General features: G+C 45.9%; 20 protein-coding genes and 1 tRNA gene. 19 read left to right on the forward strand and 2 right to left on the reverse strand.

The genetic code is table 11. The features are described from left to right. The first annotated feature begins 1,162 nt into the window (after positions 1-1,162). From ACR32F_RS00870 to ACR32F_RS00915, 10 genes are all read left to right on the forward strand, one after another. Positions 1,163-2,896 carry a tetratricopeptide repeat protein gene (locus tag ACR32F_RS00870; protein ID WP_440115288.1) on the forward strand — a complete coding sequence of 578 codons (1,734 nt, stop codon included), beginning with the start codon at positions 1,163-1,165 and terminating at the stop codon, positions 2,894-2,896. Between the two features lie 170 nt (positions 2,897-3,066). Next, positions 3,067-4,026, forward strand: a complete 960-nt coding sequence (gene trxB / locus ACR32F_RS00875) for a thioredoxin-disulfide reductase (protein ID WP_440115290.1) — start codon at positions 3,067-3,069, stop codon at positions 4,024-4,026. 162 nt (positions 4,027-4,188) lie between these two features. Next, entirely contained in the window at positions 4,189-5,220 is a 1,032-nt protein-coding gene (locus ACR32F_RS00880) for an AI-2E family transporter (protein ID WP_440119631.1), read from the forward strand. Between the two features lie 441 nt (positions 5,221-5,661). Beyond that, on the forward strand, positions 5,662-6,612 hold the full coding sequence (locus ACR32F_RS00885) for an ROK family glucokinase (RefSeq protein ID WP_440115292.1): 951 nt from the start codon (positions 5,662-5,664) through the stop codon (positions 6,610-6,612). Between the two features lie 48 nt (positions 6,613-6,660). Further along, positions 6,661-7,563, forward strand: a complete 903-nt coding sequence (gene rapZ, locus ACR32F_RS00890; protein WP_440115294.1) for an RNase adapter RapZ — start codon at positions 6,661-6,663, stop codon at positions 7,561-7,563. A 13-nt stretch (positions 7,564-7,576) separates the two neighbouring features. Next, positions 7,577-8,563 carry a gluconeogenesis factor YvcK family protein gene (locus ACR32F_RS00895; protein ID WP_440115296.1) on the forward strand — a complete coding sequence of 329 codons (987 nt, stop codon included), beginning with the start codon at positions 7,577-7,579 and terminating at the stop codon, positions 8,561-8,563. Between the two features lie 6 nt (positions 8,564-8,569). Further along, the gene (gene whiA, locus ACR32F_RS00900) at positions 8,570-9,508 is read left to right on the forward strand and encodes a DNA-binding protein WhiA (protein ID WP_440115298.1); all 939 of its coding nucleotides are present in this window, start codon (positions 8,570-8,572) and stop codon (positions 9,506-9,508) included. 255 nt (positions 9,509-9,763) lie between these two features. Then, positions 9,764-10,033, forward strand: coding sequence for an HPr family phosphocarrier protein (locus ACR32F_RS00905; RefSeq protein ID WP_017691248.1), 270 nt, complete (start codon positions 9,764-9,766; stop codon positions 10,031-10,033). 147 nt (positions 10,034-10,180) lie between these two features. Further along, positions 10,181-10,933, forward strand: coding sequence for an SIMPL domain-containing protein (locus ACR32F_RS00910; protein ID WP_440115300.1), 753 nt, complete (start codon positions 10,181-10,183; stop codon positions 10,931-10,933). A 378-nt stretch (positions 10,934-11,311) separates the two neighbouring features. Then, positions 11,312-12,409: a PdaC/SigV domain-containing protein gene (locus ACR32F_RS00915; protein WP_440115302.1), complete on the forward strand. Its 1,098-nt coding sequence runs from the start codon at positions 11,312-11,314 to the stop codon at positions 12,407-12,409. 316 nt (positions 12,410-12,725) lie between these two features. On the opposite strand, the gene clpP is transcribed toward ACR32F_RS00915, so the two are convergent. Together clpP and ACR32F_RS00925 are read right to left on the reverse strand one after the other, a co-directional pair. Continuing rightward, positions 12,726-13,322: an ATP-dependent Clp endopeptidase proteolytic subunit ClpP gene (gene clpP, locus ACR32F_RS00920; RefSeq protein WP_024629505.1), complete on the reverse strand. Its 597-nt coding sequence runs from the start codon at positions 13,320-13,322 to the stop codon at positions 12,726-12,728. Between the two features lie 179 nt (positions 13,323-13,501). Then, a tRNA-Arg gene (locus ACR32F_RS00925) sits at positions 13,502-13,576 on the reverse strand. Positions 13,577-14,058: 482 nt separating this feature from the next. Between ACR32F_RS00925 and ACR32F_RS00930 the strand changes: the two genes are divergently transcribed. The 9 genes from ACR32F_RS00930 to smpB all read left to right on the forward strand — a co-directional run bounded on the left by ACR32F_RS00930 (position 14,059) and on the right by smpB (position 25,890). Further along, on the forward strand, positions 14,059-15,087 hold the full coding sequence (locus ACR32F_RS00930; protein ID WP_440115305.1) for a sugar-binding transcriptional regulator: 1,029 nt from the start codon (positions 14,059-14,061) through the stop codon (positions 15,085-15,087). Positions 15,088-15,190: 103 nt separating this feature from the next. Then, a complete protein-coding gene (gene gap, locus ACR32F_RS00935) occupies positions 15,191-16,198 on the forward strand; it encodes a type I glyceraldehyde-3-phosphate dehydrogenase (RefSeq protein WP_440115307.1) in 1,008 nt (335 codons plus the stop codon). A gap of 149 nt (positions 16,199-16,347) precedes the next feature. Further along, positions 16,348-17,529, forward strand: a complete 1,182-nt coding sequence (locus ACR32F_RS00940; RefSeq protein ID WP_440115309.1) for a phosphoglycerate kinase — start codon at positions 16,348-16,350, stop codon at positions 17,527-17,529. Positions 17,530-17,555: 26 nt separating this feature from the next. Next, positions 17,556-18,308: a triose-phosphate isomerase gene (gene tpiA, locus ACR32F_RS00945; protein WP_440115311.1), complete on the forward strand. Its 753-nt coding sequence runs from the start codon at positions 17,556-17,558 to the stop codon at positions 18,306-18,308. Between the two features lies 1 nt (position 18,309). Beyond that, positions 18,310-19,854 carry a 2,3-bisphosphoglycerate-independent phosphoglycerate mutase gene (gene gpmI, locus ACR32F_RS00950; RefSeq protein WP_440115313.1) on the forward strand — a complete coding sequence of 515 codons (1,545 nt, stop codon included), beginning with the start codon at positions 18,310-18,312 and terminating at the stop codon, positions 19,852-19,854. Between the two features lie 242 nt (positions 19,855-20,096). Further along, positions 20,097-21,383, forward strand: a complete 1,287-nt coding sequence (gene eno, locus ACR32F_RS00955; protein ID WP_440115315.1) for a phosphopyruvate hydratase — start codon at positions 20,097-20,099, stop codon at positions 21,381-21,383. A gap of 216 nt (positions 21,384-21,599) precedes the next feature. Continuing rightward, a complete protein-coding gene (gene secG, locus ACR32F_RS00960; RefSeq protein WP_024629498.1) occupies positions 21,600-21,833 on the forward strand; it encodes a preprotein translocase subunit SecG in 234 nt (77 codons plus the stop codon). Positions 21,834-22,353: 520 nt separating this feature from the next. Then, positions 22,354-25,149 carry a ribonuclease R gene (rnr, locus tag ACR32F_RS00965; RefSeq protein ID WP_440115318.1) on the forward strand — a complete coding sequence of 932 codons (2,796 nt, stop codon included), beginning with the start codon at positions 22,354-22,356 and terminating at the stop codon, positions 25,147-25,149. Positions 25,150-25,407: 258 nt separating this feature from the next. After that, on the forward strand, positions 25,408-25,890 hold the full coding sequence (gene smpB, locus ACR32F_RS00970) for an SsrA-binding protein SmpB (RefSeq protein ID WP_440115320.1): 483 nt from the start codon (positions 25,408-25,410) through the stop codon (positions 25,888-25,890). The last annotated feature ends 737 nt before the right edge of the window (positions 25,891-26,627 follow it).

The following is a 26,627-nucleotide window of genomic DNA, read 5'->3' on the forward strand; positions in this document are numbered from 1 at the left end:
TCAGGCCATGGAATCTATACTCATCTTACCATAATCAAACGAAGCCAGCTAGATGTCCTTCACTGATAAGGATAGACTAACGTGGTATAGAAAAAGAATCGGGTGTCAAATAAAAAAATGTTTATGGGCTAGTGGTTTATGGGTATAAGCGTAAATTATATAAAATTGTTGGGAAAAATAGCAGTTGGAATAGCAAGAAAGTCCAACAAAGGACTCAGCAGATTTGCTTTTGAACAAATTATATAAATATCTGGGAACGCAGTGTACTGCTGCTGGCCCTAATGCAAGAATGGTTAGCCCAATACATAAGTTAGCATTCTTCGCCCATGGGTAGACGTCGTAAACCCATTAAAACTCATGAAGATTTCTCGGTAAGTAGAATGATTAAATGTAAGACCGCTTATAAATCATTACAAGCATGCCCTGTCGTACTTGGCTTGATAAATCATCACACATAAACATAAATGAAGGAGTCCTGAAAGGATTTTTCCCTTATCCTCCTTGATTTTCATTGTTACTATTTCTATGTGTCCGCATTCATAATAAGAGGATACTCATCCTCAAACTACTACACTCTAAGCATAAATAGAATCAAGTTATTCCAGTCCCCGATGGTGAAGTTTACTAATCTGTATTTCAAGATCACCCAAAGTATAATTGAATTCCATCTACGATATATATCTGTAGGAATGGGAACAAGACTCTTTTCCAACTGTATTGGAACTATAAAGAAGTAGCATATAATTCAGGTGAGGTATGCCTAAATGCTTGAATACATGTTAAATCAAATTTTTTGGTTGTCTGCAAGGTTTCGGTCTTGCAACAAGCATGAAGTAATCGATCAAGGGAGATCTGCTACCATGTACAACCTGATCGTTCATTCTTATCAGTGCTTACTCAAGTTCAGTTGGTTTTTCTAAGGGTAGGATTTGTCACTGATCGGAATGTTCTCATACATAGGATTGATCTATATATTCAAAAAATGGGGTTTGTTAGAATCAGAAAGTCAATAGATGTCATTTCATTCGAATTGGTGGATGAGATGTCTTTTTTATTTTACATTTTTTTCATAAACGACATGAAACTACATATTGAGAAGTGGGCCTTAAGATGTGGTATACTGGAGAGTATGAATGAATTCAAAGAGGAGGTGCCTTGGAAGATGAAGGGCAAGCTACTGCGGGCTGAGGGACACCTCGCCAATGTTATACCGATTCACTTGGATGCTTCTTTCTTTTTCGAGAGAGCTGTCCGCTCGCTGGACCGTAATCACGTCGACAAGGCATTAAAATATTTTCGTAAAGCTGTTGAATATGAACCGGAAAATCCGGTGAATCATTGTAATATGGCGGGTATATTATCAGAGAAGGGGGATTACGAAGCCTCCAATGCCATTCTTGCGCATGTGCTGGAACTGGTTGATCCGTCCATGACAGAATGTTATTTTTACATGGCAAACAATTATGCGAATATGGATCGGTTTGAAGAAGCCGAACAAGCGCTTGTTACGTATTTGGAGGAAGATACCCAGGGTCAGTTCATGACAGAAGCCGAAGAGATGATGGAGCTTCTATATTACGAGCTGGATCGCCCAGCCAAACTGAACCGGATCAAGTCGCGTAAAGGTGTGGTTGAACACGATCAGGCGCGCGAGCTGTTGGAAGAAGGGAAGTTTGCACAAGCAGCTGAGCTGCTTGAAGGCATGTCACCGGATTATCCCGATTATTTGGCTGCGCGCAACAATCTGGCGCTTGCCTATTACTATATGGGGTTGTTTCCCAAAGCAAAAGAGACGATTGCGGAAGTACTGGAACAGGAGCCAGGTAATCTGCATGCGTTGTGTAATCTGGCAATCTTTCACCAGAATGAGAACCGGGTAGATCAAGTGCTGCTTCTGATCAAAAAATTGCGTGTTATTGTACCTTTCCAGCACGAACAGGTCTACAAACTGGCTACCACGATGGGTATCCTGGGTCAACACGATACGGCCTATATTCATTTCCGCCGTCTGTTGAAGGAGGAAGAAACGGCTGCTGATCCTGCGCTCGCCCATTATGCAGCTGTGGCCGCCTATAATACGGAGCGTTACGATGCAGCTGAGCGCCTATGGCGTCATGTAGGCAAGCTGGACCCCGGCTCTGAAGTTTCCCGTTACTATCTGTCGGGTCTGGAGGCTGTACGGCAAGGGGAGCAAGATCCGGAGAAGCTGAGTTACCACTATCATTTGCCCTTTGATGAGCAATTCAGACAATGGGAAGACTATGGAAACGGCATACCTGAAGAGATGAAAAATGATCCTTTGATCCGTTCCTCTTTCTTCTGGGCATTGCGACATGGTGACCGGGCAACCAAGCTTCAGGTCATTCATGCACTGGGCATGATTGGTGATTATGAGGTGCAGCAAGCATTGCAATCCTTCATTGAGGAACCCGAAGAAGATCGGCAGCTGATAGAAGCAGCGCGTTCCGTACTGAGCGATCTGAATTCGACGGAACCAAAACAGGATGTATCTCCTGTTCTGCGAACCCTGACTTCTGTGGCCGCACGTTCGATTCAGAATATTCAGTCCACGACGGAACGCGCGGATGTGCAATCTTCTTCACACTGGCAGGCTGTTGTGGATCGGGCGCTGCAGATGTCTGAAGCGAAAGCGGAGCTACAGCAAGAGATGGAACGGTTGTGGAATGAATATGTATCCCGCGTGCACCCTGAGGTGCCCGGTACCAAGCAAATTGAGGGTCTAGCTGCAGGATTGGAGTATCTGGCTGCCAAGATCCATAGCCGCCCAGTTTCCTATCAAAGCGTAGCAGACCGATATGGCATATCAGCTTCCACCGTTAGTAAATATGCTCGACAGATTAACCTGGTGTGTAGCAGCAACCCACCAATCGTATAGGCTTTCTGTGAAATTTTGCTTCGGGATGGATTTCAAAGCGTGAAGGATACATTGGCCTGGAAAACGGGTAAACTTAACGAATAGGCCTCGGAATGCCTGTAGGATATCATCATAGCAAGTTAATCGCTAGTACAACACACTCTCAACCTTATCAAGGAGGCTGTATCTATATGTCTAAATACAGAACGATTGTGATCGGAACCGGACCAGCAGGTCTGACAGCAGCGATATATCTGGCTCGTGCTAATCTAAACCCGCTGGTAATCGAAGGTCTTCAACCGGGTGGTCAATTGACGACGACAACGGAAGTTGAGAATTTCCCTGGTTTTCCGCAAGGTATTATGGGTCCGGAACTGATGGACAATATGCGTAAGCAAGCAGAGCGCTTTGGCGCTGAATTCAAAAACGGTTGGGTGGAAGAAGTGGATTTCAGCAAACCGCCATTCAAGGTCAAGGTTGGAGGCATTGGTGAACTGGAAGCCGAATCGATCATTATCTCGACGGGTGCATCTGCCCGTTATCTCGGTATTCCCGGAGAGCAGGAGAATGTGGGACGCGGTGTGAGTACGTGTGCGACGTGTGACGGGTTCTTTTTCCGCGGCAAAAAGATTGTGGTTGTTGGCGGTGGGGACTCCGCCATGGAGGAAGCGAGCTTCCTGACTCGTTTCGCAACGGACGTCACATTGGTTCACCGCCGGGATGAATTGCGTGCATCCAAGATTATGCAAGATCGGGCTCGTAGCAACGAGAAGGTAAAGTGGGCTTTGAACCGTACACCGCTTGAAGTTGTGCCTGAAGCGCTGGGTGTCAAAGGACTGAAGGTGCGCAACAACGAGACAGGTCAGGAAGAGCTGCTCGAAGCGGAGGGTGTATTCGTCGCGATTGGGCATACACCGAACACCGGATTCCTAGGGAATCATATTGCACTGGATGAACACGGCTATGTCGTCGTTAAACCGGGTACAACGGAGACCAATATTCCAGGTGTATTCGCTTGTGGTGATGTTCAGGATACGAAGTATCGTCAGGCCATTACGGCGGCAGGATCAGGTTGTATGGCAGCGATGGATTGCGAGAAGTTCCTTGAAGGCAGTATTGTCCACGATTGGAGCGAAACACTGGATAAGTAAGCATGACGACGGTGTGGTTTGGCATAAGTTAGAAGTAAGAGACAACGGGAAGTCTCATGATGTGAGAGAAGCCGGAAGGCTTCTCTTTTTTTGAAACTTTAATGGGCATGAGATCGTATACATATTGGGCATATTAGCTGTGAGGTGAAGACTTTGGGGGAAATGATAAAAGATTGGTTACAGAATGCAACAGTTAGGCGATTTTTGATCCTGCTGTTGTTTTGTTTGATTCTGTTCAGCATGGGGAATATGCTGCACATGATTCTGCTGTTATTCCTGGTGACGTATGTCATGAACAGGCTACAGCATTTTATTACTGGGTGGTTAAATCGGTTGTTTCCGATTAACTATAAAGTCGTGGTCATACTGCTCTATGTTATCGTTATTGCGGCCATTGTACTGGGTATCTCCAGGTATTCACCACGGATCGTGGATCAGGTCGTTCAGTTAACAAATGAAATTATGAAATTTCTGGATACGGCTGAGGGTGATAATTTTGCTTCCAAAATTGCTGGCTACCTTCAATCATTCGATATCAAAAACTATACGAATAACGCCTTGAAATATATTTTCGCCTTGAGCAAGTGGCTGGAATTCATTCTATTGGTTATTATTCTTAGTCTGTTCTTCTTGTTACAAAAGCAGGAGATAGCCAAATTCACGTCCAAGTTCAAAACGAGCAAGATTGGCTGGTTTTATAATGAAGTTGCGTACCTGGGAGATAAATTTGTATCCTCCTTTGGAAAAGTAATTGAGGCACAGTTATTGATTGCTGTATTTAATACCGTACTGACGATCCTCGGTTTATGGATTCTGGGCTTCCCATATTTGTTCGCACTGACCATTCTGGTATTCCTGCTTAGTTTGGTACCCGTTGCGGGGGTTATTATCTCATTGGTACCGCTCTGTCTGATCGGGTATCAGATGGGTGGGTTGAAGCTCGGCATTATTGTGATCATTATGATCATTATCATTCATGCGCTGGAGACGTATTTCCTGAATCCCAAGCTGATGGCGCACAAAACGAAGTTGCCGATGTTCTACACGTTTATCGTACTGATTCTGTCACAGCATTTTCTGGGGATCTGGGGACTGATTATTGGTATTCCAATCTTCGTCTTCCTGCTCGACATTCTGGATGTCAACAAGATGGAGAAAACGGAAGAACCAATACGTGTGGAAACAAAGCTGTAACGATGAAGAATTATGAAGAATTAGTTCCACTATGGATGTTATATTAAAATGAAGATAAAACGACGCCTTCCGTTAAGGGAGGCGTTTTTGTGTGTCACACTCTCCATGCCGTAACTCAATCTTAGGGATTGGAGAGTGACAGGATTAGTAACCATTGTCATGACCTTTCAGGTGACAACGGTCATCTTTCATGCATGGAATGAGTGATGATGCAATATCATGAATTGAGGCTTCCTCTTCTATGAAGGAAGGGACAGAGCTTGCGTTTTAATAGAAGACATATGGGTTTGTATACGTATTCAAAATAGCCTATGATGTTGTTCACAATAGCGGTGGAGCTAACTGCAGCAATGGTCTTATCGTCTTGACCCAGGCGTATCCTTCAATTATAGTTGGTACGTAGGATTAAACTATTTTAGATAGATAAAGGTGGCTTGTAGCATGTCTGAGAAAATCTACGTTGGGGTCGATCTCGGCGGAACAGCAATCAAGGTCGGTATATGCGATGAACTAGGTCAGCTTATGCATACGTATGAAGGACCGACTGAAGTGGATAAGGGCGTAGACACGGTCATCGCCAACATCGAAAAGTATGTCCGTCATATCGTTGCTGAATCGCCTTACAGTTGGGAACAACTTGAGGGTGTGGGTGCTGGAGTGGCCGGATTCACGAATGTACGCGAGGGAATTATCGTTCTTGCCCCTAACATCGGATTTCGGAATGTAGCCATTCGTTCGATTCTGGAAGAACGTCTGGGCAAGCCTGTTAAAATAGATAACGATGCCAATGTGGCTGCACTGGGTGAAGCTTGGGCGGGTGCTGGCAAGGGTGTGGACAATTGTGTATGTTATACGCTCGGTACAGGCGTTGGCGGTGGCATGATTATAAACGGCAAGATCTATCAAGGGTTCTCCGGTATGGCTGGTGAGCTTGGTCATATCAGTGTTGTGCCTGATCTGGAAGCGATTCAGTGTGGATGCGGCAAAATGGGCTGTGTGGAAACTGTATCTTCAGCAACCGGAATTATTCGTATGGCCAAAGACGCTGTAGAGCGTGGCGACCATACATCTCTGGCGCTTGTCGACAAGATTGCAGCGAAGGAAGTATTCGATGCTGCCAAGGCGGGCGATGAAGTGGCATTGCGAATTGTCAATCGCGCAGCCTTCTACTTGGGCAAATCGATGGCGGCTGTAGCGGCTGTTATCAATCCTGAGTTGTTCATTATCGGTGGTGGTGTATCCAAAGCGGGTACGATTTTGTTCGATGAAGTACGTACCGTATTTGCGAAGCTAACACCGGAACCATTGCAAGAAGGGGTTCAGATTCTGGAAGCAACACTAGGCAACGATGCAGGTATCGTTGGCGCGGCAGGTCTTCTCTTGCGTTCCTAGTAACCTCGTAACAGTATAAACCGGCAATAGGATAAGGAGGGGACATTTATGCTTGAAGGTGAAGTTTCACCGGGCACAGGCGCCACGCTCATTATCATTACGGGCATGTCCGGAGCAGGGAAAACAATTGCAGTACAAAGCCTAGAGGATCTGGGTTTCTTCTGTGTGGATAACCTGCCGCCGGTATTGATTCCCAAATTCGCGGAACTAATTGAACAGTCGAACGGCAAGATCGGCAAGGTGGCACTTGTTATTGATTTACGAGGGCGTGAATTCTTTACAGCGCTGTCCGAGTCATTGAACTATATTAAAAATCATCATTATACCACTCATTGTGAAATTCTATTTCTGGACGCTACAGATTCTGTACTTGTTCAGCGCTACAAGGAGAGTAGGCGCAGACATCCACTGGCTCCTGAGGGCATGCCGCTGGACGGCATCCGGCTGGAACGCAAGATGCTGGAGGAACTCAAAAATTCCGCTAATCAGGTTCTGAATACAAGTACGATGAAGCCTGCTCAACTGAAAGAGCGCATCATATCCCGCTTTTCCCATCTGGAAAGCAATATGCTGTCGGTAAATATTACGTCGTTTGGGTTCAAATATGGTATTCCAATTGATGCTGATTTAGTGTTTGATGTACGTTTTTTACCAAATCCGCATTATATTGAGCATTTACGTCCGAATACGGGACAGAATAGTGATGTGTATGAATATGTTATGAAATGGCCGGAGACGCAGGCATTTCTGACGAAACTGCTGGATATGCTGCATTTTCTGATTCCGCAATACCGGAAGGAAGGCAAAAGCCAGGTTATTATTGGAATCGGCTGTACCGGAGGCAAGCATCGTTCGGTAGCAATATCGGAATATTTGGGCAAAATGTTGGGAAGCAGCGAAACAGAAGCTGTCACCGTGAGCCATCGCGACGCCGACCGGGACCGTCATTGAAGAGGGTGAAGGGATGAAAGAAGCCGGACCACGAAGAGAACGTCCGAGAATTGTTGTAATGGGCGGCGGAACCGGGCTATCCGTGATGCTGCGCGGTTTGAAAGAAAAACCGTTGGACATCACGGCCATCGTTACGGTTGCGGATGATGGAGGAAGTTCAGGCATCCTGCGCAATGAGCTGCAAATGCCACCTCCGGGTGACATTCGCAACGTGCTCACAGCACTGGCTGACGTAGAACCGTTGCTGGCTGATATGCTGAATTACCGCTTCAATACAGGCGCAGGGCTTGCAGGCCACAGCCTGGGTAACTTGATTTTGGCTGCAATGACGGATATATCGGGCGACTTTGTGACCGCTGTGCGGGAACTTAGCCGCGTGTTTGCCGTTCGTGGTGAGGTGTTGCCCGCTGCTGGGCAGGCCGTAGTTCTGCATGCAGAGATGGAGGATGGCTCGATTATTACGGGCGAATCCAAAATCCCTGAGGCGGGCGGACGGATCAAACGTGTTTTCCTTGAACCGGATCACGTGGAGCCGTTGCCAGAGGCCGTCGAGGCCATTCGTCAAGCAGACGCCATTCTTATTGGACCAGGAAGCTTATATACAAGCATTCTGCCCAATCTGCTCGTGCCAAAGCTGGCAGAGGCCGTAGTACAGGCAGATGCGGTGAAGATGTTTATATGCAATGTGATGACACAGCCAGGAGAAACGGATAATTATACGGTGAGTGACCACCTTAAGGCGGTTCATGAGCATGTAGGGCATCAGATTTTTGACTATGTCATTGTGAATAATGGTGATATTCCGCTGCAAGTGCAGAATAGGTATGCGGAAAAGGGAGCAAAACCGGTTGTATTGGATATGAATGTGTTGAAGAGTGCTGGATATCAAGTCGTTGCAGATACATTGGTCCTATTCCGGACCTATCTTCGTCATGACGCCGACAAACTGAGCCATCACATCTATCAACTTGTACAAAATTGGATGTTGCGGAAGAGGTGAAGTCCCATGTCGTTTGCAGCACAGACCAAAAAAGAATTAACGATGATCGAGAGTGAACCGTGCTGCGAAAAGGCGGAACTTTCAGCCCTCATCCGTATGCTTGGTTCAGTGCAGGTATCGAATAAAAAAGTGATCTTGGATATTTCGACGGAGAATGCCGCCATTGCAAGACGGGCATACTCTCTGCTTAAAAAGCATTTTCAAGTGCATACGGAATTGCTTGTTCGCAAAAAAATGCGGCTGAAAAAAAACAATGTATATATTGTTCGGATTCCAACCATGGTGCAGGAGATTCTAAAAAAGTTGTCCATTGTATCCGAGGGTTTTCTGTTTACGCCTGGGATTAGTGAGGAGCTTTTCGAGAGAAACTGTTGTAAACGCGCGTATCTTCGCGGTGCATTTATGGCAGGAGGTTCGGTCAATAACCCAGAGGGTTCATCCTACCACCTGGAGATTGCGTCGATGTATGAGGAGCACTGTCAGGCCCTGGTGGATCTGGCGAATGAATTTCATCTCAATGCCCGGTGTATAGAACGTAAAAAAGGATTCATCCTATACATTAAGGAAGGCGAGAAAATTATTGAGCTACTCAGCATTATTGGTGCACACCAGGCCCTCTTCAAATTCGAGGATGTACGTATCATGCGAGATATGCGCAATTCCGTCAACCGAATCGTCAACTGTGAGACTGCCAATCTGAACAAGACGATTGGAGCAGCAGTCAGACAGATCGACAACATCAGGCTGTTGCAAAAGGAAGTGGGTCTGGAATCACTGCCCGAGAAGCTGCGCGAAGTTGCTGAGGTCAGACTCGCCCATCCTGACATCAATCTGAAGGAAGTAGGCGAACTGCTCAAGGGTACTGTTAGCAAGTCGGGTGTGAACCATCGGCTTCGCAAGATCGATGAGCTGGCTGACAAGGTGCGTAAAGAGCGCTATGGATGACTTAAGTAATAAGCTCGCGAGTCTGGCTGCTGGGGTTCTTCACTGACAGATAGACTAAACAGCAAGGTCGCTAAGGATATGGAAGCCTTTCTCTGGTATAATGAGGAGATGTGACAGGGCAAAACAGTCATGATTATGGCATCCAAATCAGCCTGAGTTTTTTCTTCTAGTGTCCTGCACGGGTTAATGTTATAATGTTGTATAAATATAATTGTGTATTTAATGTCCAGATTTCATAATAGGGGGTAAGTTTCCATGACAAAGCACCCGGTAGTTGTCCGTTTGAAAACGGGTCTCCATGCCAGACCTGCGGCACTGTTCGTTCAAGAAGCGAATAAGTACTCATCAGAAGTGTTCGTCGAAAAAGACGACAAAAAAGTCAATGCAAAAAGTATCATGGGGATCATGAGCCTTGCAATCAGTACAGGTACTGAAATCCAGATTAGTGCAGAAGGCGCGGATGCCGAACAGGCTGTAAACGCTTTAGTTAGTCTGGTAAGCAAGGAAGAGCTTGAGAACCAATAAGATATGGTTGAACCCAATGAAGAAGTCCCGAAAGGGACTTTTTTGCGTTTCATGGTCAGTCAAGTGCAACATTTTGGAATTTGTCCCGTCTGTTAAGGTATCAAACAGCTTTGAATTTCAAATGTTAAACACAAGGAGGCTAATATCATGGGCAAACAATGGATGAAACCGCTTGGAGCGGTGTTGGTAGCAGGCACGTTGCTCGTTGGGGGTACTGCGTGGGTGGCCCCTGGTAATTATGCGTATGCTGCCGAGGTACAGGGAGTTCAGCAAAACGTTATTAATGTGGTAGGTAAAGGTGAGATTCAGGTGAAGCCTGATATTGCTTATCTTTCTATCGGAGTAAACAGTACCGCAGAGACGGCTGCTTCTGCCCAGAAGGCGAATGCTGCCAAAATTCAAAAAGTAACGAACCTGTTAAAAAACACGTGGAAAATTAGTGCGGACGATATTCAAACCAGTCAGTTTTATGTACAGCCGAACTACACGTATAACGATAATGAAGGACAAAAAGTAAAAGGATACACAGCGCATCATACACTGACGATCACGTATCGTGAGATGGACAAGATTGGTGAGCTTTTGGACGCTGCTTCTCAAGCAGGTGCCAACAACATTGAGAACGTGCGCTTTACTGTAGAAAATCCGGAAAGCTTTGAAGCTCAAGTCATTGAGAAAGCGGTAGCTAATGCTGATGTGAAAGCTGGGGCTATTGCTAAGGCGATTAAACGTCAATTGGGTAGTGTACTGTCTGTGAACCAAGGAGATGCCAATGTGCCTGTAATGTACGCAAACGAAGCTTTGATGTCAGCGAAGTCAGATGCAGCCGGCGGCACAGCTATTGAAACAGGACAGGTTAAAGTCAGCACAACGTTGAACATTACTTACGAAATGAAATAAACAAGATAGAATAAAGATTGAATACTTTTTCGAGCGACATTTTGAAAGGGTAAAAAGAAATAATGACAAAGACTTTGTCCTGGGGACAGGGTCTTTTTTGTTGAAATAGCGAACTTTGATGAAGTTAGTCGGGGGCGAGCTTTTTTAGCGTAATGAAATGCTGTTTTTTGGTATCTTTTTTGTATAGATGTTCGTGACAAAACGGTCATTTCCGGTTAATTTATCCGCCAGATATTCATCAACATTGTAACTGGAGCTGTAAACCTTTCCGGAATTGGGTTAGTTATAATAAAGAGGTGAGCGTATGAGACATACGATCAGGTCAAGGTTTACATACGCAATGACACCTAATTGTGAATTCAGAGAGGAGTTTTATATATGACATCATGGAAAAAATGGACAAGTGCATTGTTGGCGGCAGGAATTATTGTAGGGAGTGGGGCTGTGTGGCAGGATAGTTCTGTACAGGCTGCTTCGGTATCGACGAAAGTGACAACACCTAATGAGGTGACGTTGAAATCCGGAGGCAAAACACTGACGCAAAAAGGATTGCTGCAAGGGGGATCAACCTGGGTATCTCTTACCGCAGTGAAAGATGTGGCAGGTGGAACGCTGAAATATGATGCGAAAAACAAAGAGTATGCCCTGACAGCAGCCAATAATACGATGACGATCAGCCTGTTGGATGGTGATCCAATGCTGAGAATAAATAAATATTACCCAGGGGTAGAAGCGAAGCTGATCAATGGCCGATTGTACATTCCATTTTCCGCAATGAGAGATTATTTGGGTGTTCAGGGCAGTTGGGATAGCAAAGCCAAGACACTAACGCTGAGCAAAGTGAAGCAAAATAGCGTGACAGTCAAAGCGGCAAAAGTGGATGTCAGCATCAAGAATGCTGAAGTGGATATTCAATATCCTCAGGTGAGCGGACTTGGAAGCAAAGAAGCAGAAGCGGCGATCAACAAAGTGTTGAAGGATGAAGTAGATGCTTTTGTAGCAGATTTCAAAAAACAAACCAAGGACTTTGGCGACGAAGCAGCGAGCCGCCCATATGAATTTGATAGTTCTTATGTTGTGACGTACAACGAAAATGGTGTGCTTGGGCTCATTACGTCAACTTATGAGGATTATGCGGGCGCACATGGCATGTCATTCCGTACAGGGCACACCTTTGCATTAGACTCCGGTAAGGAATTGAGCCTGAATGATGTGATTCAAAATAACAAAACCGTGCGTGAAACGGTGAGCAAAAAAGTGGGGGATCAGCTTAAAGGCCGTGGTGGTTACCTTGAGGGCTATAAAGGCTTGAATAAGGATCAGGATTTCTATGTAACACCTACTGGTGTAGTTGTGTTCTTCCAGTTATATGAGTACACCGCTTACGCGGAAGGTTTCCCTGAGTTCACGTTCATGTATAAAGATCTACTTCCTAAAGGTAGCAAACCGTTCAGTGGCTTAACGGCAAACAAATAAAGCGACGTGCTGGCTGTAAGTGCTCGCTCTAACGAACTTGTTGCACCCTATAGGGCTAAATATGAGACTTTGTCTGCTCTGTGATTCGTTAGAATCCCATCTCGTTGAAATGTAGGCTAATAGCGTGTGTTCGGTTCGTTAGGGATTAAGTCAGTTCTTTTTATGCACTTTTATATTATTTCAAAAAAAAGATAAAAAAAGGACGCCCTCGTCATATTCGTGACGAGGGCGTCCTTTTTCATATAGCCAAATCAATCAGATGTTGCTGATGGAATTGTGCTTCTGTTTATATTTGCCGTATAAGTGTTCTCCCAGCTTAGATGCCTTGGGATCCTACATTTTCGATAACTTTATCGATGATACCGTAATCAGCAGCTTCAGCAGCGCTCATGAAGTAGTCACGGTCTGTATCTTTCTCAATACGCTCCAACGGTTGGCCTGAGCGCTCAGAGATAATGCGATTCAAGGTGTCACGCATTTTCAAGATGCGGCGGGCACGGATTTCGATGTCCGAAGCCTGACCTTGCGCACCGCCAAGAGGTTGGTGAATCATGATTTCACTGTTTGGCAGGGCGAAACGTTTGCCTTTGGCACCCGCATTCAGGAGGAATGCACCCATGGAAGCCGCCATACCTACGCAGATGGTAGATACATCCGGTTTAATAAATTGCATTGTATCATATATGGCCATACCGGCCGTAATGGATCCGCCTGGGCTGTTGATGTATAAGTGAATGTCTTTCTCCGGATCTTCAGCAGTAAGGAACAACATCTGTGCCATGATGGAATTCGCAACAACATCATTTACATCACTACCAAGGAAAATGATACGATCCTTCAGCAATCTGGAATAGATGTCATAGGCGCGCTCACCGCGGTTGCTCTGTTCAACGACCATTGGAATATAACTCACGTGAAAAACCTCCTCGGAAATGTAATTGTTAAATTGGTGTTCATACTTAAACTGTTACCGTATTACCCACATCATAAACAATTTCAAACAAAAAGTCAAAGAAAGTCAAACTAAGTTTGAAAAAAAAGAAACCTTTACGGTTCCATTGGTTAAAAGGGTTATGAGCTGCTAAATAAGAATGGCGCGCCCGCCAAGAATCGAACTTGGATCTCAGGCTTCGGAGGCCTACGTCATATCCATTGGACCACGGGCGCAGATTGAATTGCTACTATATTATGTAGCACGTATTCACATCGTTAATTTAGTTTCAAATATGTGACAGCAATAATGATTATAGCTCATGAATAATTTAATTGCAAGCAGATGATCCACTCTAGAGTTTGGATTACTCCGAAAATGATCATGATGAAGATAAGTGGATAAAGAATGCAATTCGGTAAATGCTAAAAAGAGGTTTTGGACTTGCTGTATGAAAAGCATAAGGAAGCAATATATAGATCGATTTTTTTCTTTCCTTCTATATATAGTGTACGTAAGAGTTTCTTAGATCATTGTAGCCTGAGATTGTGAAAATAGGCGCGTACAAACGCCTGAAACGTGTCGAAATAACACATTGAAACACTTGCATGTCGCGTCAGTTTTAGGTAGAATAGAAGTGGGACTTAAAAAGTTAACCCGGGACGTTTTGGGGCCACGAAAGAGAGCTTGGAACTAGAAGCTTGCGGGAGTGGAAAGCATGCGAAGGATTTTAGAAGTGCAAAAGCAGCTTCTGCCTGATCTCATGGATGTATTGAAGAAGAGGTATACGATTCTGCATCAGATCATGTTATCGGATGTGATTGGGCGGAGAACGTTGGCTAATTCCATGCAGATGACCGAGCGGGTTCTGAGGGCTGAGACCGATCTGTTAAAGGCTCAGGGACTTATTGAAATTCACAGTGCAGGAATGAAGATCAGCGAGGCAGGGCATGATTTGCTGCAGCAGTTAGAGCCTGTAGCCAAAGAGCTATTCGGATTATCCGAGCTGGAAGAGCGCATTAAGCAAGCCTATGGTCTGCAAAAGGTAGTTGTCGTTCCCGGCGATTCGGACACTTCTCCGCTAGCCAAAAGGGAACTGGGCAAAGCCGGAGCGAAGGCTCTCGGCAATATCATGAATGATTACGACGTTGTTGCCGTTACTGGCGGTTCAACAACGGCTGAAGTTGCAGAGCAGCTTACTCCACCAACATCGCTCAAAGGTGTCTGGTTCGTACCGGCACGTGGCGGGCTGGGAGAAAGCCTTGAAATCCAAGCGAATACGATTGCATCCACAATGGCAAAACGGGTAGGAGCGCAATACAAACTCCTGCATGTACCGGATTTGCTTAGTGATCATGCTTATGAATCCTTGATTCAGGACCCGAGTGTCCAGGAAATTCTGCAACTGATCCGAAAATCTCGGATTGTCATTCACGGGATCGGTGATGCCGTGGAAATGGCGCGGCGACGCAAACTTGCAACGGAGATTGTAGATGAACTTCAGGAGCAAGGTGCTGTATCTGAATCTTTCGGATATTATTTTAACGATCAGGGTGAAGTGGTACATACCATGCTTACTCTGGGTATGCGACTTCAGGATATTGAACGAACTGATCTAGTCATAGGAATTGCAGGTGGCAAAAGTAAAGCAGCCGCGATTCATTCCGTATTACGATTCGGACAGGAAGATATTCTGATTATTGATGAGGCTGCTGCCGAAGTCATCGTTGCCGAAATGGATAAGTAGTTCATTTTACACCATAAACATTGTTGTCTTGACGGACTTCACCGTCTGTCTTGAATATATAAGCTTCAACAAAAATCAATCAAAACTTGGGAGGAACTTACTCATGATTAAAGTAGGTATTAACGGTTTTGGACGTATTGGTCGTTTGGCATTCCGCCGTATTCAAAATGTAGAGGGCATTGAAGTTGTAGCAATCAACGACTTGACTGATGCTAAAATGCTGGCTCATTTGCTCAAATATGATACAACTCAAGGTCGCTTCGATGGCGAAGTTGAAGTACACGATGGCTTCTTCAAAGTGAACGGTAAAGAAGTTAAAGTATTGGCTAACCGCAACCCAGAAGAACTGCCTTGGGGCGATCTGGGCGTAGATATCGTTCTGGAATGTACTGGATTCTTCACAACTAAAGAAGCAGCTGAGAAACACTTGAAAGGCGGAGCTAAGAAAGTTGTTATTTCCGCACCAGCTACTGGCGACATGAAAACCATCGTTTACAACGTAAACCATGAAATCCTCGACGGTACTGAAACTGTAATCTCCGGTGCATCTTGCACAACGAACTGCCTGGCACCTATGGCAAAAACGTTGCAAGACAAATTCGGAATCGTTCAAGGTTTGATGACTACAATTCACGCTTACACTGGCGACCAAAACACATTGGATGCTCCACACCCTAAAGGTGACTTCCGTCGTGCTCGCGCAGCAGCTGAGAACATCATCCCTAACACAACGGGTGCTGCTAAAGCAATCGGTCTGGTAATCCCAGAACTGCAAGGCATCCTCGACGGTGCAGCTCAACGTGTACCAGTAGCGACTGGTTCCCTGACTGAGCTCGTAACTGTATTGAACAAAAAAGTAACTGCTGAAGAAGTTAACGCAGCTATGAAAGAAGCTTCCGATCCACAAACTTTCGGATACACAGAAGACGAAATCGTATCTTCCGATATCCAAGGTATCACTTTCGGTTCCCTGTTTGATGCAACTCAAACTAAAGTTCTGACTGTTGGCGATCAACAATTGGTTAAAACAGTAGCTTGGTATGACAATGAAATGTCCTACACTGCTCAACTGGTTCGCACGTTGGAGCACTTTGCAAAAATGATTAAGTAATATCTGCAATAACATAGAGCGGAAACAGATGCTATTGTTTCCGCTCTTTATATATCTACATTTTGCAAATTTCTCAAAAACACCGGGATTGATAAGGGATTTCAGCTCTTGATTGATCCACCAAATACATGGGTGCGGAGGAAATACAGATGAACAAAAAAAGTGTACGTGATATCGAATTGACAGGAAAACGGGTATTTGTCCGTGTAGATTTTAATGTGCCGCTTGAAGATGGTAAAATTACAGATGACAAACGTATTCGTGCAACGCTTCCTACGATCAACTTCCTGATCGAAAAAGGCGCTAAAGTCATTTTGGCAAGTCACATGGGTCGTCCAAAAGGCGAAGTGGTTGAATCCATGCGTCTTACACCGGCTGCTGAGCGTTTGTCCGAATTGCTCGGTAAAAAAGTCGTTAAAGCTGATGATTCCATTGGCGATGCAGTGAAAGCTCAAATCGCTGAACTGAACAACGGCGACGTTATGTTGCTTGAGAACGTTCGTTTCCACGCAGGCGAAGAGAAAAACGATCCGGAATTGGCGAAAGCTTTTGCTGAACTGGCTGATGTATTCGTTAATGATGCATTCGGCGCAGCTCACAGAGCACACGCTTCTACAGAAGGTATCGCTCACCTGTTGCCAGCTGTATCCGGTCTGCTCATGGAGAAAGAACTTGAAGTGTTGGGTAAAGCAATCTCCAACCCTGAGCGTCCTTTCACAGCAATTATCGGTGGTTCCAAAGTTAAAGACAAAATTGATGTTATCGACAACCTGCTGAATATTGCAGACAACGTGATCATCGGTGGTGGTCTGTCCTACACATTCATGAAGGCTCAAGGATTCGAAGTAGGTCAATCCCTGCTGGATGAGTCCAAACTGGATGTAGCTCTGGGCTTTATCGAAAAAGCGAAAAAATTGGGCAAAAACTTCTATCTGCCAGTAGATATCGTGATCTCCGACGACTTCAGTGCTAATGCAAACACGAAGATCGTTGAAGTTGGCGACATTCCTGCGGATTGGGAAGGTATCGACATCGGTCCTAAAACACGTGAGATTTATGCTGACGTTGTTAAAAACTCTAAACTCGTGGTTTGGAACGGACCAATGGGCGTATTCGAAATCGAACCATTCTCCCACGGTACACGTGCAGTAGCACAAGCTTGCGCAGAGACAGAAGCATACACCGTAATCGGTGGTGGCGACTCCGCAGCAGCAGCTGAGAAGTTCAAATTGGCTGACAAAATGAACCACATCTCTACAGGTGGCGGTGCATCACTCGAATTCATGGAAGGCAAAGTGCTTCCAGGCGTAGTTGCATTGAACGACAAGTAAGCTATAGCATGAAGGAGTTGAAACCCATGAGAACACCGATTATCGCAGGTAACTGGAAAATGTTCAAAACGGTTTCCGAATCCAATGACTTCATTCAGGAAGTTAAAGGAAAAGCGGAAGTTGAAGGCGTGGAGACTGTAATCTGCGCACCGTTTACGAATCTGCCATCCCTGGTAGAAGCTGTTAAAGGCACAAACATCAAAATTGGTGCACAAAATCTTCATTTTGAAGACAATGGTGCATTCACAGGTGAAATCAGCGGCGTAATGCTGAAAGACCTGGGTGTGGATTACGTTATTATTGGTCACTCGGAGCGCCGTCAATATTTTGCGGAAACCGATGAGACTGTCAATAAAAAGACGCATGCAGCATTCCGTCATGGATTGACTCCAATCGTATGTGTAGGCGAAAAGCTCGAAGAGCGTGAAGCTGACCAAACGAAAGACGTATGCAAAGTGCAAACGGAAGCTGCTTTTGCAGGTCTGTCTGCTGAGCAAGCAGCACAGGTTGTTATCGCTTATGAGCCAATCTGGGCGATTGGTACTGGCAAATCCTCCACTTCCCAAGATGCGAATGAAGTTATTGCTTACATCCGTACGCTGGTGAAGGATCTGTACGACCAGAAGGTAGCAGACGCAGTTCGTATCCAATACGGCGGCAGTGTTAAACCGGAGAACGTAACAGAATACCTCGGACAAAGCGACATCGACGGCGCACTTGTTGGCGGTGCCAGCTTGCAGCCGGCTTCGTTCATCGCGCTTGTTGAGGGGGCGAAGTAAGATGACAGCTCCAAAACCTGTAGCACTGATCATCATGGATGGCTTCGGTCTTCGTAACACGGTGGAAGGTAACGCGGTAGCGCAAGCCAAGAAACCGAACTACGACCGTTTCATGAGCCAATTCCCACATACAACTCTCACTGCTTGCGGTGAAGCTGTAGGTTTGCCAGAAGGGCAGATGGGAAATTCCGAGGTAGGTCACCTGAACATTGGTGCCGGCCGGATCGTATACCAGGATTTGACTCGTATCTCCAAATCGATTCGTGACGGTGAATTCTATGACAATGAAACACTTGTCAAAGCAGTTCGCGAAGCGAAACAAAACGGTACAAAGCTTCATCTCTACGGTTTGTTGTCCGATGGCGGCGTACATAGTCACATCGACCACCTGTTTGCTATGCTGGATCTGGCCAAAAAAGAAGGATTGAATGATGTATATATTCATGCCTTCATGGATGGCCGTGATGTTATGCCTGACAGTGGTAAAGACTTCATGCAGAAGCTGATCGCTAAGATCGAAGAAGTTGGTGTAGGTAAAATCGCAACGGTTCAAGGTCGCTATTACGCGATGGACCGTGACAAACGTTGGGAACGGGTTGAGAAGTCATACCGCGCCATCGTTTATGGAGATGGACCTAAATACACTGACCCACTCAAAGCGGTTGAAGAATCGTATGAGAAGTCCGTATTTGATGAATTCGTTGAACCAACGGTAATCGTCAAAGCGGATGGTGAGCCGGTAGGCTTGGTGGAGAGCGGCGATTCCGTCATCTTCCTCAACTTCCGTCCTGACCGTGCGATCCAGTTGTCGCAAGTATTCACGAACCAGGATTTCCGCGGTTTCGATCGTGGTCCGAAGTTCCCTGTGGGCTTGCACTTTGTTTGCTTGACTTTGTTCAGTGAGACGGTTGAAGGTTATGTGGCTTATTCGCCGAAGAACCTCGACAATACACTGGGTGAAGTTCTGGTACAGAACAATAAAAAACAGCTGCGTATTGCAGAAACAGAGAAATACCCACACGTTACCTTCTTCTTCAGCGGCGGCCGTGATGTGGAGCTTCCGGGCGAAACTCGCGTGCTGATCAACTCACCAAAAGTTGCAACGTATGACCTGCAACCGGAGATGAGCGCGTATGAAGTGGCTGACGCATGTGTTCGCGAGATCGAAGCAGACAAACATGATGCCATCATTCTGAACTTTGCTAACCCTGACATGGTTGGACACTCCGGCATGCTGGAGCCTACCATTAAAGCGGTTGAAGTAACAGATGAGTGCATGGGCCGTGTTGTGGATGCAGTACTTGCCAAAGGTGGCGTGGTACTGATCACTGCGGATCATGGTAACGCGGATATGGTGTTCGATGAGCAAGGACGTCCGTTCACAGCTCATACAACGAACCCGGTTCCACTCATCGTTACCGATGCAAATGTAACCCTGCGTGAAGGCGGAATTCTGGCGGATATCGCTCCAACGATTCTTGACCTGATGCAATTGCCTAAACCGGCTGAAATGACAGGAACATCTGTCATCGCTACCCGTAAATAATATAATTTTAATAGGTTGTTGAATAAGACTAAAGTTACACCTTAACGAAGCGGGCAGAACCGATCTGGAGAAGCGAAGTGTTCGCCTTTATCACATGATTTCAACTTATGAAGATAAGTTCAAAGAAATCAGGGGATAACAGCGATCGGAAGACGGTACTGCATGCGGAGGGTGGCTCGGTGAAACTCATATATTCTGAACGTATTAAAATAAAATTCCAAATTAAAAGGAGATTATCACACATGACTATTATTTCTGACGTGTACGCTCGCGAAGTCCTCGACTCCCGCGGTAACCCTACAGTAGAAGTTGAAGTATACTTGGAGTCCGGCGCAATCGGACGCGCAATCGTTCCATCCGGTGCATCCACTGGTGCCCACGAAGCCGTTGAGCTTCGCGATGGCGACAAATCCCGTTACCTCGGTAAAGGTGTTCTGCAAGCTGTTAAAAACGTAAACGAAACAATCGCTCCAGAAGTAATCGGTATGGACGCATTGGATCAACTGGGTATCGACAAATTGATGATCACTTTGGATGGTACACCAAACAAAGCTAAATTGGGTGCTAACGCAATCCTGGCTGTATCCATGGCTGTTGCTCGCGCTGCTGCTGACGCACTGGATCTGCCATTGTACGTTTACCTGGGCGGATTCAACGCTAAAGCACTTCCAGTACCAATGATGAACATCATCAACGGTGGTGAGCATGCGGACAACAACATCGACGTTCAAGAGTTCATGGTTCTTCCTGTTGGAGCACCAAGCTTCAAAGAAGCTCTTCGCGTAGGCGCAGAAATCTTCCACAACCTGAAATCTGTACTGAGCTCCAAAGGCCTGAACACAGCTGTAGGTGACGAAGGCGGCTTCGCACCGAACCTTAGTTCGAACGAAGAAGCAATCACCACAATCATCGAAGCTATTGAAAAAGCAGGTTACAAACCAGGCGTTGACGTATTCCTGGGTATGGACGTTGCTTCCACTGAGTTCTACAAAGATGGTAAATACACACTTGCTGGCGAAGGTAAATCTTACACTTCCGCTGAGTATGTTGACCTTCTGGCTTCATGGGTTGAGAAATACCCAATCATCACAATTGAAGACGGTATGTCCGAAGACGACTGGGATGGTTGGAAATTGCTCACAGAGAAACTGGGAGACAAAGTACAACTCGTTGGTGATGACCTGTTCGTAACGAACACGGAGCGTCTGGGCAAAGGTATCGATGAAGGTATCGGTAACTCCATCCTGATCAAAGTGAACCAAATCGGTACATTAACTGAAACATTTGATGCAATCGAAATGGCTAAACGTGCAGGATACACAGCTGTAATCTCTCACCGTTCCGGTGAGTCCGAAGACAGCACAATTGCTGATATTGCTGTTGCAACAAATGCTGGTCAAATCAAAACAGGTGCTCCTTCCCGTACAGACCGTATTGCGAAGTACAACCAATTGCTCCGCATTGAGGATCAATTGGGTGAACTGGCTCAATACAATGGTCTCAAAGGATTCTACAACCTCAAAAAATAAGTTGTCTGCTGACAACTCTAGGGCAAGCCGGATAATCGGCTTGCCTTTTTTAATTTTAGATTATTAACTCTATAGTTATGAATGGTTAAAAAAAGTGGTTAATTATGGGCAAATAGAGGATTGACACTACTTGTATCACGTTAATAGCTGTGTTACAATTAAAGTAACTGTTTTTATGGTGAGATGTTATGCCCACATGGGTAGGAGGTGGAAAGAATGGATATTGCTTTGAAATTGCTGCTCGTGGTGTTTTCGATCGGTCTAATCACTGTAGTATTGCTGCAGCACGGGAAAAGCGCTGGTTTGGCGGGTGCCATCTCCGGTGGTGCGGAACATCTTTTCGGTAAAACGAAAGCGCGCGGACTGGATCTTTTCTTGCAACGTGCAACGGTTGTACTGGGTGCAGGATTCTTCATTTTGTCTATTATTGTTACGGTTGTGTCCAAGTAAGAAGTGGATACTTTTCCAAACAATTCAATAGCTTGAGCGTAATCGCTTGAATGATTAACCTTCGTTTCGAGAAGAAACGGAGGTTTTTTGATAAGTTTATTCATGTCCAGTCTTTTCCAATGAGATCCACATGTTTCTGATCTTCGATTTTTCTCACTTCCGTTCGGTTTCCTTCCTACATATTCGCCCTCTTGGGCGGCGCCATTTCTGTCTATTCAGCACACCAACCACTAGGTATGATTGAGCTTAGATCTTCAGGGATTTCTGTTGCAAGAGCCAACCAGAAGCGAGCAAAATACAAGCGGCACAAACGCTGCTATGATGTATGAAAGCGCGGTTATGAAAAGGGCTCCACAGGTTTGGTTTATTTTGCAGGGTACGGATGCGCTGGATTGAATTCGTGTATACTAGGGTAGAAGATAGTAGGGCCAGAGTTAAATGGCTTTTCAATCTGTGTGGATTCCGTTACATAGAGAGATGAGACAAGATTACACTTTTATGTTTCCCGAGGTGAATATTAATGATAACTGAAGAACAATTGCTCGACTTTATGCGGGGTTCCGCTTATAAACCAATGACTTATCAGGAACTGGAACAGCATTTCAAGATTGAAGATGCGGCAGATTTCAAAGCCTTTTTAATTATGCTTAATACGCTTGAGGAATCCGGTAAAGTCATGCTGACTCGTAATAATCGTTACGGCATGCCAGAAAGCATGGATTTGGTGCGCGGGCGTTTGCAGGCTCATGCGAAAGGTTTTGCTTTCCTTATCCCTGAGGATCGAGAGCATCCGGATGTATACATCAACGCCAATGACATGAAGAGCGCCATGAATGGAGACACTGTGTTTGTAAAAGTGACTTCTCAAGGTCCTTCGGGTGGTCGTTTGGAGGGTGAGATTATCCGTGTTGTTACCCGTGCGGTCACACAAGTGGTTGGTGTGTTCCAAAACCATGAGGTGTATGGATTCGTCATTCCGGATGACAAACGAATTAACCGGGATATTTTTATTCCACGTACGAATTTTGCTGGGGCTGTTGATGGGCAAAAGGTTGTTGCGCGTATCGTCAGCTACCCGGAGGGTAAGGCTGCTGCAGAAGGTGAAGTGATCGAGATTCTCGGTCATAAGGATGAGCCGGGCATTGATATTTTGTCCGTGATCCGCAAACACCAGTTGCCGGAAGCCTTCCCGGATGAAGTGGTCGAAGAAGCGGAGCAGGCGCCAGATGCCATTACGGATGAAGAAATTATTCAACAAGGTCGCCGCGATCTGCGTGGTCTGAACATCGTCACGATTGATGGCGAAGACGCCAAGGATTTGGATGACGCCGTCAATGTCGAGAAGCTGCCAAACGGAAACTACCGTCTGGGCGTTCATATTGCCGATGTTGGCTACTATGTACGGGAGAACTCTAAGCTCGATCAGGAAGCTTACAACCGCGGATGTAGCGTGTACCTGGTAGACCGTGTTATTCCCATGCTACCCCAACGTTTGTCCAACGGAATCTGTAGTTTGAATCCCCAGGTAGACCGCTTGACGCTGTCTTGTGAGATGGAGTTCAACGATCAGATGAAGGTTGTGAAGCATGACATTTTCACAAGTGTAATCAAAACCAAAGAGCGGATGACGTATTCTAACGTTCGCAAGATTTTGCAAGGCGAAGAGCCGGAACTGCTGGAACGCTACAAGGATCTGGTGGATGATTTCCACTTGATGCAGGAGATTGCTTTGAAGTTGCGTGCGATGCGTATGCGTCGTGGTGCAGTTGACTTTGATTTTGAAGAATCCAAAATCATTGTGGACGAAGAATGCAAACCGGTGGATATCGTTAAACGTGAGCGTTCGATCGCTGAGCAAATTATTGAGGAATTCATGTTGGCAGCCAATGAAACGGTGGCAGAGCATTTCCACTGGTTAAAGGTTCCATTCATCTATCGTGTGCATGAAGATCCTGATCAGGAGAAACTGCAAAATTTCCTCGCCTTTGCGGCGAATTTCGGACATCAGGTCAAAGGACGTGGCAACGCGATTCATCCACGGGCACTTCAGTCTCTGCTTGAGGATATTAGCGGTACGAAGGAACAGACTGTGATCAGTACAATGATGCTTCGTTCCATGAAACAGGCGAAATATGATTCCGAAATGTCGGGTCACTTTGGCTTGGCAGCAGAATTCTACAGTCACTTCACGTCTCCGATCCGTCGTTATCCCGATCTGGTCATTCACCGTGTTATTCGTGAAGTCATCGAGAATAATGGCGCTTTGCCGGAGAACCGTCAGGAGTATTTAGCTGCACGCATGGCCGATATTGCCCAGCAGTCTTCGGAACGTGAGCGTGTGGCGGTTGAAGCTGAACGTGATACGGAGAAAATGAAGAAAGCCGAGTACATGCTGGATAAGGTAGGCGAAGAGTTCGAAGGCATGATCAGCAGTGTGACCAGTTTTGGTATGTTCATTGAACTGGAGAACACGGTTGAAGGTCTGATTCGAATGAGCGCACTCACGGACGACTATTACCATTTTGACGATCAGCATATGGCTCTCATTGGTGAACGTACCTCGAAGGTATTCCGTATCGGTGATGAAGTGAAGATCCGTGTGGCTCGTGTGAGTATGGAAGAGTATACGATCGACTTCGAAATGGTCGACATGAAACCTCGCGGCGAACGCCCTGGCGGCTTTAGCGGTGGACGTGGCGGTAAAGGTGGACGTCCGGCAGGTAGCGGTGGACGCGGTGGAGCAAAAGGCGGGCCTGGGTCTGGCGGATTTAGCGGTTCACGGGGCGGTAAAGGTAAGCCTGCTGGGGCTGGCGGCAACCGTGGTGGAAGAACCACCGAAGATAGCAGCAAAGGTGGACGTGGCGGTCGTAGCGGTGCAGCAAGTGCGGGTGCAGGCACTTCCGGAGGCTATGCTGGTAAAGGTGGGGGCAAACCGAAGGGTGAGCGTCGCACTGGTGATGCTGGCGGATCGACTGGCCGGGGCAAAGGCTCGTTAAGCTTTGGTTTTGGCTCTGGTAAGGGTGGCTACAGCTCTACATCGGGTGGACAGGACAGTAGTTCAATCGGTGGACAAGGAAGTGGCCTGAACAGCAGCAGCGGTCGAGGTGAGGGAAGCTTCAAGTCCGGCAAGGGCTCTGGTAAAGGTGGCAAAGGTGGTAGTGGACGCAAAAACACATCAACTAGTGGGGTGTTTATTGGGGAAGCAGCTACACCGGGTGGTGCTCAGGAAGGTGGAGCGCCACGTCGCAAGCGCAAGAAAAGCAAAGGCGAGTCAGCTAATGGCACGGCGGCTTTTGTACGGAAAAAGAAAAAATAAAGCAAATTTACTTAGAGCTGGATTGAACACATGGTGATCTAAGTGAAGAAGTGTAAGATTATTAGCTTTAGGGCTGTGTGTTGTTTCGCACAGTCTGGAAGTGGTGTAATGAGGAGGGGCGGCAGAGGTCGCCTCTTTCTTGATTTTAACAGCCGTACTTGCTACAATTGAGGTCTGGCACGTGGTACCTTTGTGCAACTTAGGGTGCACTGCTATAGAGCATGGTACCGGCTTATTTTACGGAGAAGGAGTGAGGACATGGGCAAGAACGATGGACAGAGTAAAGTGCTCGCACAGAATAAAAAGGCTTCCCATGACTACTTCATTGAAGATACGTATGAAGCGGGCATGGTGCTTACCGGAACGGAGATTAAATCTCTTCGCAACGGCCGTGCGAATATTGGGGATTCTTTTGCCACGATTCGGAACGGTGAGATTCATATTCACAATATGCATATTAGTCCTTTTGAACAAGGGAACCGCAATAACCCTTTAGATCCAACACGTACGCGCAAGCTGCTGATGCATAAAGTGCAGATCCACAAGCTGCTTGGGCTGTCCAAGCAGGATGGATACAGCATTGTGCCGCTGAAGATCTATATCCGGAATGGCTATGCGAAGCTGTTGATTGGGCTGGGCAAAGGTAAGAAACAGTTCGACAAACGTGAGACTGCCGCGAAGCGCGATGCTCAACGTGATATCCAACGGGTACTGCGCGAGAAGCAGAAGGTTGCGCGTTGATTGGGGTTGCTGAGCGTGAATGGTTTAGATGTTAAGGTATATAAGTTAGTATCGTAATAGAGTTTAGGAAGAGTGATGTTCGGGTTAAGAAGTCTCAAGTATTGTCCTGTATTGGGATAGATTGAGGCTTTTTTTAATTTGTATTGATCGGATGAGAAGTAGTCTCTTGATGTGGATAGTAATTGTTTGTGGTTAATTGATGTTGCTGTTGTTTTTGGGAGGATATTTGTTTGATATATCAATTTTTAACATGAGCAGTTCACCGTGATTAAATAACCGAGGCATGTCATAATGATTTTTTTGTTTACATGAGTTAGAAGGGTACTTTTGAATAGGTTTGTTTGGTGATCGTTCTCTCGTTAAGGAAAGGTATCAGAGTTTGAGGCCTTAACGGTGCTAAAATACAGAGGCATGACTTGTTGTTGCTTAATTTGACTGAATCGTGGGTAAGATACTTAGGTACAATTGTTCGTTGTCCGATATGGGTAAACTTTACTTCCCACTGGTGACGCGGTATAATATGTAGACGATTGAGTCCGGTTGTGTTGGATATACTTGCACACGTGCTCATCCTGCTGGAACATCTTCCAGTAATCTGTACTATATCGGTAATCTGTCCTGTGTTATGATTATTCATGTAGCAGACAGGAATGCCGAGTTTGAAAGAAGCATCTTTTACCTTGGAGGAAAAAGATGTGCAGCACCTTTGCTCCGTATTCACGGATTAATCCTGGAGC

The organism is Paenibacillus hebaui (assembly GCF_051934385.1).
Taxonomy (GTDB): Bacteria; Bacillota; Bacilli; order Paenibacillales; family Paenibacillaceae; genus Paenibacillus.

Excerpts from the sequence above, each read along its gene's own strand:
- ACR32F_RS00870 (WP_440115288.1), top strand. The coding sequence starts at position 1,163 with ATGAAGGGCAAGCTACTGCGGGCTGAGGGACACCTCGCCAATGTTATA.
- trxB (WP_440115290.1), top strand. The coding sequence starts at position 3,067 with ATGTCTAAATACAGAACGATTGTGATCGGAACCGGACCAGCAGGTCTG.
- ACR32F_RS00880 (WP_440119631.1), top strand. The coding sequence starts at position 4,189 with ATGATAAAAGATTGGTTACAGAATGCAACAGTTAGGCGATTTTTGATC.
- ACR32F_RS00885 (WP_440115292.1), top strand. The coding sequence starts at position 5,662 with ATGTCTGAGAAAATCTACGTTGGGGTCGATCTCGGCGGAACAGCAATC.
- rapZ (WP_440115294.1), top strand. The coding sequence starts at position 6,661 with ATGCTTGAAGGTGAAGTTTCACCGGGCACAGGCGCCACGCTCATTATC.
- ACR32F_RS00895 (WP_440115296.1), top strand. The coding sequence starts at position 7,577 with ATGAAAGAAGCCGGACCACGAAGAGAACGTCCGAGAATTGTTGTAATG.
- whiA (WP_440115298.1), top strand. The coding sequence starts at position 8,570 with ATGTCGTTTGCAGCACAGACCAAAAAAGAATTAACGATGATCGAGAGT.
- ACR32F_RS00905 (WP_017691248.1), top strand. The coding sequence starts at position 9,764 with ATGACAAAGCACCCGGTAGTTGTCCGTTTGAAAACGGGTCTCCATGCC.
- ACR32F_RS00910 (WP_440115300.1), top strand. The coding sequence starts at position 10,181 with ATGGGCAAACAATGGATGAAACCGCTTGGAGCGGTGTTGGTAGCAGGC.
- ACR32F_RS00915 (WP_440115302.1), top strand. The coding sequence starts at position 11,312 with ATGACATCATGGAAAAAATGGACAAGTGCATTGTTGGCGGCAGGAATT.
- ACR32F_RS00930 (WP_440115305.1), top strand. The coding sequence starts at position 14,059 with ATGCGAAGGATTTTAGAAGTGCAAAAGCAGCTTCTGCCTGATCTCATG.
- gap (WP_440115307.1), top strand. The coding sequence starts at position 15,191 with ATGATTAAAGTAGGTATTAACGGTTTTGGACGTATTGGTCGTTTGGCA.
- ACR32F_RS00940 (WP_440115309.1), top strand. The coding sequence starts at position 16,348 with ATGAACAAAAAAAGTGTACGTGATATCGAATTGACAGGAAAACGGGTA.
- tpiA (WP_440115311.1), top strand. The coding sequence starts at position 17,556 with ATGAGAACACCGATTATCGCAGGTAACTGGAAAATGTTCAAAACGGTT.
- gpmI (WP_440115313.1), top strand. The coding sequence starts at position 18,310 with ATGACAGCTCCAAAACCTGTAGCACTGATCATCATGGATGGCTTCGGT.
- eno (WP_440115315.1), top strand. The coding sequence starts at position 20,097 with ATGACTATTATTTCTGACGTGTACGCTCGCGAAGTCCTCGACTCCCGC.
- secG (WP_024629498.1), top strand. The coding sequence starts at position 21,600 with ATGGATATTGCTTTGAAATTGCTGCTCGTGGTGTTTTCGATCGGTCTA.
- rnr (WP_440115318.1), top strand. The coding sequence starts at position 22,354 with ATGATAACTGAAGAACAATTGCTCGACTTTATGCGGGGTTCCGCTTAT.
- smpB (WP_440115320.1), top strand. The coding sequence starts at position 25,408 with ATGGGCAAGAACGATGGACAGAGTAAAGTGCTCGCACAGAATAAAAAG.